This window comes from Psychromonas hadalis ATCC BAA-638 (assembly GCF_000420245.1).
Classification (GTDB): Bacteria; Pseudomonadota; Gammaproteobacteria; order Enterobacterales; family Psychromonadaceae; genus Psychromonas; species Psychromonas hadalis.
The window spans coordinates 16,051-28,429 of the sequence record NZ_ATUO01000033.1; the positions used below are offsets into that span (position 1 = coordinate 16,051).

10 protein-coding genes are annotated in these 12,379 nt (G+C 40.2%); 4 read left to right on the plus strand and 6 right to left on the minus strand.

Annotated elements, in window-relative coordinates; translation table 11 throughout:
* Nucleotides 1–40: 40 nt before the first annotated feature.
* The 4 genes from G322_RS20045 to typA form a co-directional block, all read right to left on the minus strand.
* Nucleotides 41–2,854: an insulinase family protein gene (locus tag G322_RS20045; RefSeq protein ID WP_022940925.1), complete on the minus strand. Its 2,814-nt coding sequence runs from the start codon at nt 2,852–2,854 to the stop codon at nt 41–43.
* Nucleotides 2,855–2,963: 109 nt separating this feature from the next.
* Nucleotides 2,964–3,401, minus strand: coding sequence for a D-aminoacyl-tRNA deacylase (dtd, locus tag G322_RS0106105; RefSeq protein ID WP_022940926.1), 438 nt, complete (start codon nt 3,399–3,401; stop codon nt 2,964–2,966).
* Complete coding sequence (locus G322_RS0106110) at nt 3,398–4,249, minus strand: virulence factor BrkB family protein (protein WP_022940927.1); 852 nt, start codon at nt 4,247–4,249, stop codon at nt 3,398–3,400. Before G322_RS0106110 ends, dtd begins: the two co-directional genes overlap by 4 nt.
* A gap of 97 nt (nt 4,250–4,346) precedes the next feature.
* Entirely contained in the window at nt 4,347–6,173 is a 1,827-nt protein-coding gene (typA, locus tag G322_RS0106115) for a translational GTPase TypA (protein ID WP_022940928.1), read from the minus strand.
* A gap of 402 nt (nt 6,174–6,575) precedes the next feature.
* On the opposite strand from typA, the gene glnA reads away from it, so the two are divergent.
* From glnA to glnG, 4 genes are all read left to right on the plus strand, one after another.
* Nucleotides 6,576–7,994: a glutamate--ammonia ligase gene (gene glnA / locus G322_RS0106120; RefSeq protein WP_022940929.1), complete on the plus strand. Its 1,419-nt coding sequence runs from the start codon at nt 6,576–6,578 to the stop codon at nt 7,992–7,994.
* Between the two features lie 236 nt (nt 7,995–8,230).
* Nucleotides 8,231–8,782 carry a DUF4124 domain-containing protein gene (locus G322_RS0106125; RefSeq protein WP_022940930.1) on the plus strand — a complete coding sequence of 184 codons (552 nt, stop codon included), beginning with the start codon at nt 8,231–8,233 and terminating at the stop codon, nt 8,780–8,782.
* A gap of 8 nt (nt 8,783–8,790) precedes the next feature.
* Nucleotides 8,791–9,861 carry a nitrogen regulation protein NR(II) gene (gene glnL, locus G322_RS0106130; RefSeq protein WP_022940931.1) on the plus strand — a complete coding sequence of 357 codons (1,071 nt, stop codon included), beginning with the start codon at nt 8,791–8,793 and terminating at the stop codon, nt 9,859–9,861.
* 10 nt (nt 9,862–9,871) lie between these two features.
* The gene (glnG, locus tag G322_RS0106135) at nt 9,872–11,275 is read left to right on the plus strand and encodes a nitrogen regulation protein NR(I) (RefSeq protein WP_022940932.1); all 1,404 of its coding nucleotides are present in this window, start codon (nt 9,872–9,874) and stop codon (nt 11,273–11,275) included.
* Nucleotides 11,276–11,288: 13 nt separating this feature from the next.
* Here the strand turns inward: glnG and G322_RS0106140 are convergent, their stop codons facing one another.
* Both G322_RS0106140 and tnpA read right to left on the minus strand, forming a co-directional pair.
* Nucleotides 11,289–11,858 (minus strand): ankyrin repeat domain-containing protein, encoded by a 570-nt coding sequence (locus tag G322_RS0106140; protein WP_022940933.1) that lies wholly within the window; start codon nt 11,856–11,858, stop codon nt 11,289–11,291.
* A 238-nt stretch (nt 11,859–12,096) separates the two neighbouring features.
* On the minus strand, nt 12,097–12,379 hold a 283-nt coding region (gene tnpA, locus G322_RS21660), incomplete at its 5' end, for an IS200/IS605 family transposase (RefSeq protein WP_051143732.1).

The window sequence follows — 12,379 nt, forward strand, 5'->3', positions numbered from 1 at the left end:
AGATAGTTTTTTCAGTGATAACTATCTCAGTTGTTTAGTTTTATTTATTTAATTTATCAACATTGTGAATCGCAATTTGTTTTTCTAATGCTAGCACTGGGGATTGAATAAACTTCTGTCCCTGCACCTGTATTAGAATAAGTTGTCTACTTTTCTTGTTTACAAACAGATTATGATAGAAAGCTTGCACCTCTTTTAACGACACTGAGCGTAGTGCCTCTATATAAGCAGGTTTGTGGTTTATCTTCTCTTTTAATGTCAGCCACTCATTGCTTAAATAATTAAACTCAGCCATTAGTGACGTTGGCTTAGCGGTATAGTTCGCAATATGTGCTGCTTGCATTTTTTTGAATTTAACCTCTGTGGTCTCATTCAGCTTGCTTTGGAAGTTAACCAGGAAATCATTAAATCTAGCATAAAGCTCACTATTACTGGCAGCAGGACTTTGTGTAAATAGACCAAACGCAACATATTCATTAACACTAAATGAGGCAGTGAAAGGGGAATAGGAGAGCTGCTCTTGAGTACGTATCTGATCGTAAAAAGCAGGCTGTAATAACTTATTTAATAACTCAGAGGTAGCCGACGCTTTATCCCCATGCAAATCAGTAAGGTGAACCATCACGAATGCATCGTCTTGCATCTGTGATTTTAAGGTGTAATTTAGCGCCCCTTGCTCAACATCTGCTTGCAAACGTTTGATATTATAAAATGATTTTTCTTGGATGGTTACTCGTTGCATCAGCTGTTTATCAACGGCTAACACTTGTGCTTTTGTTAAGTTGCCCAACGCCAATAAACGCACTGTTGATTGCTCAAATATCTTATCTTTAAACTGCGCAATCTGTTTCAGGCTCAGCCCTTCTATTTCAGCTAATAGCGCTTCATCTGACCATGCAGGTTGACGGATCACTTGTCGAAAACCAGCCAATGCGAGATCTAACGCTTTCATTTTCACTTTATTATTCAAACCGCGTTGTAACTCTTGCTTTGCAAGCTGTAGTGATTGCTCACTAAATTGTGCATTTTTAATATGGTCAACGACAGTCAGCAACAGTTTATCCTGTTTATCACTGTAACCTGATGTACTAATTAATAGACCATTTGATTGACCGATAGAGAAGTTAAGCCCCGCCTCTTGGGTAACAAAGTTAAGCTCTGAAAACTGCTTTTTAAGCATCGTGAGTAGCAAGCTCATACTCACTCTATTTTGGGCACTTTGATCGCTAATATCACTATTTAATTGCAATTTAAAACTTGCTTTAGGCTCTTCAAGTGTAGCGCTTTGTGCAAACCAAACAGAATGACCTGTCTGCTTAATAAGTTGCACGGCTTTACCGCGGTGTTGTTTTTCCACAATGGTGAGATTTTCTGGCAACCATTCGTTGTTCGCAGGTAATACTAACGAGATTGATTTCGCCTCTGTTAACCATTTTTTTTGTTGTTTAGTTGAGATCTTTTCAACCGCATACTCACCTTGATAGTAAGGGATTTTTGTTCCCCCCTTTGCATTCGGTGCAAGCAAAAATAGACGACTGTTTTCAGGGGTTAAATAGGTTAACAACTCACTAATAAATTTCGCGTTAAAAGCATCTAAACGATAAGGAAAGTAGAGAATATCTTTCACGGGGTAGGTTTGCATATTGGCCGATAAGCCCATCACATAGTTAAACCCAGAATGCTTAGTTAAGAATTTAAAACGTGTCTCTAGGCTTTTCTTTTGCTCAGTGAACTGCGTTTCATTGATCCCCTCTGTTTTTATCAACGCTATAAAAGCAAACAGAGTGGCCATTATTTGCTGTTGTGATTCGATGCCTTTATTGGTCAGTTTAAACTGTAACGAAAAACGTGAGTAAAGCTCACTGTGTGGTGCATAAAAACCTGCCATCACTGAATCAACTAACCCCGCTTTAATTAAACTATCCGATAAGCCCCCTTGATGATCAGAGCCTAACAAACGGCTGATATAAGCGCCGGGCTGATACATATATTCATCTTTTACGCTGGGCACTAAAAAGTTTACTTGTAGTAATTTAATGTCAGCAGTCGGTTTCATCTCGACTTTTATGGCTAACTCTTTAGCGGTTAACATCGGCGTGAGAATGATCGGTCTATTGGTTTTTTTATTGGGGATTTGAGTCAAATAAAGACTGGCTACTTTTTCCAGTTCAGCAATAGAACGCGGACTGGTTAACGCAACTTTCATGGTATTGGCAGAATAGTGCTCATCAAAAAAGTTAACCAATTCATCTTGTAACTTACTGCCCTCTTTATCGACTAACGTCGTTAAATCACCAGTACTAAAACGTGCCATTGGATGTTCAGGGTTCAGGGTATAACGTTGTAAGGCATACAACTTACGCATATCATTATCGAAATAGGTTTTATGCTCTGCATTGACGGTATGACGCTCTTTTTCAGCGTATTTTTCATCAAGCAGTGGTGAGCGCATCACATCACCTAAACGATCTAACGCTTCATCAAACGCTTTATCGTTAACTTCAAAACCATAAACAGTACTTTCTTGCGACGTATAAGCATTGGTATAACCCCCGTTTTGGCTCATAAATTTACTGTATTCGTTAATAATTGGATAACGCTCTGATCCTAAAAACAGCATATGCTCTAAATAGTGCGCTAAACCCAATTGGCTTTCAGGGTTATGCATGCTGCCCACTGGCACAGAGAGCGAGATCGCACTATTTTCTAAATCGGGATCAGAAATCAACAACACTTCAAGCTCATTACTGAGGGTGATCAGTTGATAATCACGGTCATCATTAGGACTCTTTTTTATCGTAGTTTCATTGACTTTAAATACAGGAGAGGTAACAGCGATGGCAACGGGTGTCATAAATATTCCTAAAGATAAAACAGCTAAAATAGATCGTAATATAGATCGCGACATAGAAAATTCTCATTAAATAAGTAGAAATAGATAGACAACCTATTCCCAAAAAAGTTTATACCTGTAGCCAAAAAGTAACTGGCCCGTTATTCGTTGAGCTAACTTGCATATCAGCACCAAAAACGCCATTTTCAACAAGCAACTCGTTATCACGGCAGTGTTGGCTGAAGCGTTCATAAAGTCGTTTAGCCTCACTTGGCTCTGCACCATTAGAAAACCCCGGGCGATTGCCTTTATTCGTTGTCGCCGCTAAGGTAAATTGGGAAATAACCAGTAGGTCACCTCCTACTTGTTGTACATTGAGATTCATTTTGTCATTTTCATCAGCAAAAAGTCGATACGTCATCACTTTTTGGGCAAGACGTTGACATTTTTTATCATCATCGCCCTTTTCAACCGCTAATAAAACCAATAAACCTGTTTTTATCTTGCCAACAACATGACTTTCGACCTCAACATCGGCTTTGGTCACTCGTTGAATTAATGCAATCATGATGTCGCCTTCTCTGATTTATGCACCACTAAATACTCCTCTAACGTTGCTGTCACCTCTGCACCAAATAGAACAATTAACCAATTGAAATAAACCCATACAAATAAGATAGGGATCACCGCTAATGCACCATAAATTATTTGCTGAGAGGGGAAATTAGTAATATATAGACTAAAAAGATCCGTGCCTAATGTAAGTAACAGCGAAGCAACAAACCCACCGACGACTGAATAACGAAAACTCACACGTTGATGAGGCACTAAGGTATAAACACCTGTAAAAGCAGCCCAAGCGATAACAAACGGCATGAAACTTAATAACTGCTGACCAATAGAGAGAAAACCTTGTGCTTGCACAATTGAAAATAGGTAGGAGCTCAATGCAATACTACTGCCTAGAATAATGGGGCCAAGACTGAGAATGGTCCAATAGATAGTAAAGGCCTGCACAATAGAGCGTTTTTTCTTACAGCGCCAAATACGATTAATGGTTTGATCGATGGTATAGATAAGCATTAACGCAATCACCACTAATGAAGCAAGCCCCATCATACTCATCTTTTGGGTGTTCTCAATAAAACCACTGACATGATCTTTGATCGCATCGCCCGAGGTAGGCACTAAGTTATTGTAAATCAGATCTTCCATCACCTCATTTAGCTCAGAGAACATCGGAAAGGCAGAGAGCATATAAAAGATAACCGCTAAAAAAGGTACGATAGAGAGCAAGGTCACGTAAGCCAAATGCCCAGCAGGTACTTTAATGTTGTCTTGCTGACAACGTGAGTATAAAAATAACAGGTAGCACCAAGCGGTTTTACTTTTTTCAATCATAAGCTGTTTATTCATCACATATCCTTATTTTTAATTATCAAAATAGCACAAAAAAAAAGCCTCTATCCAGTTTTACCAGATAGAGGCTTCATCTTTAGTCAAACGTTAGCGTTTATTCACCTTTTTTAGGGCGCGCTGCACGTTTACGTTCACTTTCAGAAAGTAGTTTCTTACGAATACGAATACTTTTTGGTGTTACTTCGACCAATTCATCAACATCGATAAATTCAAGTGCTTGCTCAAGTGTCATGATGATTGCAGGAGAAAGTACTTGTGCGTCATCTGTACCAGAAGAACGTACGTTGGTTAACTGTTTACCACGAATACAGTTCACCGTTAAATCGTTAGAACGTTTATGAATACCGATGATTTGACCTTCATAGACTTCTGTTGCGTGACCAAGGAACAGACGACCACGATCTTGTAGGAAGAACAGTGAGTAAGTAACCGCTTTACCCGCTTGATTACACACTAATACGCCATTTTGACGCTGGCCAATCTTACCGCCTTTATGAGGACCGTAATGATCGAAGCTATGGTAAAGCAGACCTGAGCCCGATGTCATGGTCATGAATTCAGTTTGGAAACCAATTAAACCACGACTTGGGATCATAAAGTCTAAACGTATACGCCCTTTACCATCTGGTGTCATATTGCTTAATTCAGCTTTACGAATACCAAGTTGCTCCATAATAGAGCCTTGATGTTGCTCTTCACAGTCAATGGTTAATGTTTCAACTGGTTCATGTAACACGCCATCAATCATTTTTTCGATAACTTCTGGACGTGATACAGCGAGCTCGAAACCTTCACGACGCATGGTTTCAATTAAAATGGCTAAATGCAGTTCACCACGACCCGATACTTTAAATTTATCAGGATCGCCAGTCTCTTCAACTTTAAGTGCCACATTATGCACAAGCTCTTTGTTTAGACGGTCAAGAATATTACGAGAAGTAACATATTTACCCTCTTTACCACAGAATGGCGAGTTATTTACTTGGAAAGTCATGGTCACTGTTGGTTCATCAACACTCAATGGTGGTAATGCTTCAACATTGTTTTGTGCACAAACGGTATCAGAAATTTTAAGTTCGCCTAAACCCGTAATAGCAACAATATCCCCCGCTTGACCGACTTCAATTTCATGACGCTCAAGCCCTAAGTAACCTAATACTTGGCCAACTTTCGCTTTACGTTCTTTGCCATCACTACCAACAACGGTTACTTGTTGATTTGTTTTAACGCTACCACGCATGATACGACCTACGCCGATAACACCTACATATGAGTTGTGATCAAGCTGTGAAATTTGCATCTGCAAATCACCATCACGATCAGCATCAGGCGCATCAACACCATCAACAATCGCTTGGAACAGTTGTTCCATGTTTTCAGTTGGCTCGTCAGACTCTGAGTTTGCCCAACCGTTTAATGCAGAAGCATAAACCACTTTAAAGTCTAACTGTTCATCGGTTGCGCCAAGGTTATCAAACAGATCAAATACTTGATCAATAACCCATTCTGGGCGCGCGCCAGGTTTATCGATTTTATTAATAACAACAATCGGTTTTAAACCCATTGCAAATGCTTTTTGTGTTACAAAACGCGTTTGTGGCATAGGACCGTCAACGGCATCAACCAGCAGAAGAACACTGTCTACCATTGACATGATACGCTCAACTTCACCACCGAAGTCCGCATGTCCAGGTGTGTCTACGATATTGATGTGGTAACCGCCCCACTCAATCGCAGTATTTTTAGCAAGAATGGTAATACCACGTTCTTTCTCTAAATCGTTAGAGTCCATTACACGCTCTTCATTACCACCGCGTGAATTTAAGGTGCCAGATTGCTCTAATAATTTATCAACAAGGGTAGTTTTACCGTGGTCAACGTGAGCAATGATAGCTATATTTCTTAATTTATCTAACGACATGATGTGCCTCAAAAAGTAACAATTGAAAAAAATACCAATTAGATAAACTTAACAGTGTTTTGTTGCGTTTATCTAATTGGTATAAGCAGGTTATTTGGACTTAATTTTTTGCCAATTCCCCAAGTGCGCACATTGTAACCATAATTTCAAAAATAGAAAGTTTTAACTACGTCACAGTTAAGTTATCTGCATAATTTAATATAAATCCCCCTGCGTAGCCCAAACAGAGCGCATCAAGCACCACAAAGATCCATAAACGCACCAAAACGGTGCAGTCATTGAGAAAGATTTAAGTCGTTTTTCAAGCAAAGCGCGATATAATGGGCCTTGGTCAAGTTGGCATAGTTTTCGCTTACTTATCGTAAAATAAATTCATAATTGATGTTAATAGAGGTTTCCAACATGTCTGTAGAAAATGCACAAGATGTTCTTGATCTGATTAAAGAACAGGATGTTAAATTCGTTGATTTACGTTTCACTGATACACACGGTAAAGAGCAACATGTATCTATTCCGCACCATCAAGTAAATGATGACTTCTTTGAAGAAGGCAAAATGTTCGATGGCTCTTCAATTGCTGGCTGGAAAGGCATTCAAGATTCAGACATGGTATTAATGCCAGTGCCTTCTACTGCAGTACTTGACCCATTCACAGATGATACAACACTCCTATTACGTTGTGATATTTTAGAGCCAAAAACCATGTTAGGTTACGACCGTGATCCACGCTCTGTTGCTAAACGTGCTGAAGCTTACATGCGTTCAACGGGTATTGCTGATTATGCTTTATTTGGTCCTGAACCAGAGTTCTTCCTATTTGACGATGTTAAATACGGTAACACGATGCAAGGTGCTTTCTTCTCTATCGACGCTAAAGAAGCGGCTTGGAACTCAGGCACTTCATACGAAGACGGTAACACCGGTCACCGTCCTGGTGTTAAAGGTGGTTACTTTCCAGTAGCACCCGTTGACAGCGCTCAAAACATCCGTTCTGCAATGTGTTTAATCATGGAAGAGATGGGTCTTGTTGTTGAAGCGCATCACCATGAAGTAGCCACTGCGGGTCAAAATGAGATCGCTTGTCGTTTCAACACTATGGTTGAAAAAGCGGATGAGTTACAAATCTACAAATATGTAGTACATAACGTAGCTCACGCATACGGTCAAACAGCAACATTTATGCCTAAACCTCTTGTTGGCGATAACGGTTCTGGTAACCACGTTCACCAATCTCTCGGTAAAGATGGCGTTAACTTGTTCTCTGGTGATTTATACGGTGGCATGTCTCAAATGGCACTTCACTACATCGGTGGTATCATCAAACATGCTAAAGCACTTAACGCATTCACCAATGCTTCAACTAACTCGTACAAACGTTTAGTACCGCATTTTGAAGCGCCTGTTATGCTTGCATACTCAGCAGGTAACCGTTCTGCATCAATCCGTATTCCAGTAGTACCGACGGCACGTGCAGCACGTATTGAAGTACGTTTCCCAGATCCAAGCATGAATCCTTACTTAGGTTTTGCTGCGATGCTGATGGCCGGTCTTGACGGTATCAAAAACAAAATTGATCCGGGTGAGTCTTTAGATAAAGATCTATACGACCTACCAAAAGAAGAAGCAGATGCGATTCCACAAGTTGCCATCTCTTTTGAAGAAGCACTTGCTGCACTAGACGAAGATCGTGCCTTCCTTATTGAAGGTGGCGTATTCTCAAATGAATCTATTGATGCATACATCGCGCTTAAAATCCCTGAATGTGAAGCGGTTTCTCAAGCAACACATCCAAAAGAGTTCGAACTGTACTACAGCGTATAACTTGACCTGTGTATAATTTGACGTGTTATGTCCGCTTGAGAAATGTTCTCAAGCAAAACATTCACGCAAAAGAGTTCGAGCTGTACTACAGCGTATAACTTGAAACTAAACTCGATGAAATAATTAATACCATTAATTCATCGGTTTGAGTGATAAAACCCGCATCCAGGCGGGTTTTTATTGCCTAAAGTAACTTCATGGCTCATGATTAACACTCTCATATAAGGTTTAAAACGATGAAATTATCTCTGTTATTTTTTACTGGCCTATTTTACCTTTTCTCTTCATTGTCACTTGCTGCTGAAATGAAAATTTACCATTGGGTTGATGAAGATGGGAAAGTCCATTTTTCTGATACCGCAACGCCAGGCACAGAAGAGATCATTATTAAAAACAATAATCTATTTTCAAGTGGTCTGAAAGAGAAGAAACAAGCAACGTCAGTCGCTAATGAGCTTTCTCTTGATGAGTTTTCCGATGAAGAGAAAACCATTATTAACTACCAAGCAACGATTACCTCGCCAGAAGACGACAAACCACTGCGTAGCAATAATGGCACCATTGATATTCATGTTGTCACAGAGCCAGAAAAAGAGAATACCCATAAACTACAACTTTATTTAGATGGTAAAAAACTGGGCTCTCCACAAATATCTCCCACCATGCGCGCACTCAATATCGACCGTGGTACACATCAAATACAGGTACACCTATTAGATGAAAACGGTAAACTGTTAGCCAAAACACAAGTCGTCACCGTACACCTACAACGTGCAGGTAAAAGATAACAATAACAATGCCAATATTACTGCCCTCAACTTTCCCCAGTGCTATTATTGAGGAGGCCAATACTGCCTTTGTTATTGTCGATGAAACACTGCAGCTTATTTACGCCAACCCCGCGAGTGAGTTATTACTTTCACAAAGTTGCCAACGTCTTTATCAACAAACCTTGTTACAACTTGCAGACCATTATCACTTTAGCCCCGTCGGCATTGAACAACTGTTTAACGATAAAGGTGCTTTTAGTGAAAATGAAGTCACCCTGCTTGTTGATGCACAACCTATATTAATTAGCTTAAGTGCAACTCATCTATTATTTGAACAGAATAATTACGCCATTATTGAGATGCGTTGTATTGAGCAACAGCGTAAAATAAGCCAAGTACACTATCAAGAACATCAGCAAAAAGCGGCCCAAGATTTAGTGCGCGGTCTCGCCCACGAAATCAAAAACCCACTCGGTGGTTTACGTGGTGCGGCACAACTCTTAGAGAGCGAACTGCCCTCCCCAGAGCTTAAAGAGTTCACACAAATAATTATTGAACAAGCAGACCGATTAAGTGCCTTGGTTAACCGCTTGTTAGGCCCGCAGACTATTGGTTTGCGTAAAGTAGATAATATCCACAGTGTATTAGAGAAAGTGCGTAAATTGGTCTGTTTAGACCTGCCCGATTTTATTACCATCAAACTTGATTACGATCCCAGCATTCCTGATTTTGAGATGCAATCAGACCAACTCCAACAAGCTTTCTTAAACATTCTACAAAATGCAGTACAAGCACTGACTCCCGACCTCAAACAGGGCTCAGAGATAACCCTGCGCACACGCACAGCCCATCAAGTCACCATTAATGGTTTACCACAACGCTTAGCCGTTGAAATAAAAATAATCGACAATGGAGCAGGTATTCCTAATCACCTTAAAGACACCCTGTTCTACCCAATGGTCACCGGTAAAAGTGATGGCACAGGGTTAGGTCTTTCTATTGCACAAGAGTTAATAAAACAGCATCATGGACGTATTGAATGTCACAGCACCACAGGGCATACGGAATTTTGCATTTACCTACCCATGACTGTATAAAGGATAAAAAATGACCGCTACCGCTTGGATTGTCGATGATGATCACGCTATTCGCTGGGTATTAGAACGTACCTTAAAAAGCAATAATATCAATCATGCAAGCTTTCCGGATGCAGAGTGTTTATGGCAACAACTGCAAGTTGAACAGCCAGAGGTGATTATCTCCGATGTACGCATGCCGGGTATTGATGGGCTTGCTTTGATGGAAAAAATTCACAAAAAATTCCCCACTATTCCCATTATCATCATGACCGCACACAGCGATTTAGACAGCGCGGTGAACGCTTACCAAAGTGGCGCATTTGAATACCTACCCAAACCCTTTGATATCCATGAAGCCACGGCACTGATTCAACGTGCTATTAGCCATAGTTTAGAATTAAAACAGAAGAAAAAACCTGTAGAACAACTTGTCTCCACGCCTGAAATTATTGGTGAAGCACCCGCTATGCAAGAGGTCTTTCGTGTTATTGGGCGTTTATCTCGCTCTAGCATGAGTGTACTTATCAACGGCCAATCAGGGACCGGTAAAGAGCTTGTCGCACATGCACTGCATAAACATAGCCCGCGTAAAAAAAATACCTTTATCGCCCTTAATATGGCAGCCATTCCACGAGAATTGATTGAAGCCGAGCTATTTGGTCATGAAAAAGGGGCATTCACAGGTGCCACTAATAACCGTCAAGGGCGCTTTGAGCAAGCAGATGGTGGCACACTATTTTTAGATGAAATTGGTGATATGCCGTTAGATGTACAAACCCGTTTACTGCGCGTTTTAGCCGATGGGCAGTTTTATCGTGTCGGTGGTAATCAAGGTATTAAAGTCGATGTACGTATTATTGCGGCAACTCATCAAGATCTAGAGAAAAAAGTAAAATCTGGCGACTTCCGAGAAGATCTCTTCCACCGTTTGAATGTTATTCGTTTACAGCTTCCTGCCCTTAAAGAACGTAGTGAAGATATCAGCTTACTTGCACAACATTTTTTACATAACATAGCCTCCGAGCTTAATGTAGAAACCAAGCAACTCACCGCAGAAACCAAAGAGTATTTGAGTCACCTACCTTGGCCGGGCAACGTGCGTCAGCTAGAAAACATCTGTCGCTGGTTAACGGTCATGGTAAGTGGCCAAGAAGTACAGATTAGTGATCTCCCACCTGAATTAAGCGCTCAAGAAACACAACATAGTGATGGCGAAACACCCCTTTGGCAAAAAAACCTACAGCAGTGGACACTCACCTCCCTAAAACAGGGCGAGCAAAACATCCTCAGTGAAGCATTACCTGAGTTTGAAAAAATAATGCTCAAAACCGCCCTGCAATTTACCGACGGTAAAAAACAAGAAGCAGCAAAACTATTAGGTTGGGGAAGAAACACCCTGACTCGTAAACTTAAAGAGTTTGGGTTGGGGTAAAATAGCGATGTTATTAACATGCAATCGCTCTATCTGCCCTTATTTTTTTAAGTTGACCTTGAGTTAAATCCCCTCCCTTGGAGATGAGTAGATTCGCGCAATTTAGATAGCCATTATGAAGAGACCATTTTAATGCCCCTTCATAATTCGTTTCACAACCATTATTTACCAGTAATGTGGCACAGTTTAAGTGCCCGTTTCCACATGCTGCATTTAAAGCAATCGAATTATTCGCATCACAACCATTTTTGATGAGTAACTCAGCACAGGATAAATTTCCTTTAACACATGCAATGTATAATGCCACCTCATTGTTAGCATCACAGCCATGATTGATCAATAAGTCAGCACATTTGGCATCACTACTTTCGCATGATGCCATTAAGGCGTATGCGTTATTTACATCACACCCGTGATGAATAAGTAACGCAAGACTTTCACTATCGCCTCTTTTACATAACCCTTCTAAAGCTGCCGCATTGTTTGCATTATAACCACGATCAATTAATATTTTAATATCTTTGAGGCCACCATTTTCACAAGCGTCTAATAGTGTTACATATGATGTTGTCGGTAATGTCATGGTTATCCAAATTATAAACGTTAATATCCATCGAGAAATTTTATTGCGCAGTAAAACGGCCAAAGCGGAATAGTCTTAAAAATAAAGCGCTAAAATAGCACAATCGAGATTAACTTTAACCAGTTAAATATCCACCTTCTTAGAAGGGGCTGTGGTTTGCCTTCATAGAAGGCAAACTTTGCTGTTCCATTATATCTAAATTATTAAAATTTTAATTCATATTGCTTTTCTTGATACTTTACATACTTTCAGCATCAACTCCAACTGTGTCTACACAATATCCCTTCGCCCAAAAATGGTTACCCCAATATGGCTTTTTCTTTAAGTATGGGAATGGCTTAAAGACCCTTATTGCGGTCCGCCCTTTTACTGCTCCAAGAACTTTTGAAATAGATCTTTTCGGGGGGACTTTTACCAATAAGTGTACATGATCTGGCTGTACGTTTAGATCTACAATTATACAATCTAATCTTCCGCAATATATTTGAATACAACGATAGACCTCATTGGCAACTGCTCCT

Bases quoted from the DNA above. Each gene is read 5' to 3' on its own strand.
- G322_RS20045 (WP_022940925.1), bottom strand. From the start codon at position 2,854: ATGACACCCGTTGCCATCGCTGTTACCTCTCCTGTATTTAAAGTCAAT.
- dtd (WP_022940926.1), bottom strand. From the start codon at position 3,401: ATGATTGCATTAATTCAACGAGTGACCAAAGCCGATGTTGAGGTCGAA.
- G322_RS0106110 (WP_022940927.1), bottom strand. From the start codon at position 4,249: ATGAATAAACAGCTTATGATTGAAAAAAGTAAAACCGCTTGGTGCTAC.
- typA (WP_022940928.1), bottom strand. From the start codon at position 6,173: ATGTCGTTAGATAAATTAAGAAATATAGCTATCATTGCTCACGTTGAC.
- glnA (WP_022940929.1), top strand. From the start codon at position 6,576: ATGTCTGTAGAAAATGCACAAGATGTTCTTGATCTGATTAAAGAACAG.
- G322_RS0106125 (WP_022940930.1), top strand. From the start codon at position 8,231: ATGAAATTATCTCTGTTATTTTTTACTGGCCTATTTTACCTTTTCTCT.
- glnL (WP_022940931.1), top strand. From the start codon at position 8,791: ATGCCAATATTACTGCCCTCAACTTTCCCCAGTGCTATTATTGAGGAG.
- glnG (WP_022940932.1), top strand. From the start codon at position 9,872: ATGACCGCTACCGCTTGGATTGTCGATGATGATCACGCTATTCGCTGG.
- G322_RS0106140 (WP_022940933.1), bottom strand. From the start codon at position 11,858: ATGACATTACCGACAACATCATATGTAACACTATTAGACGCTTGTGAA.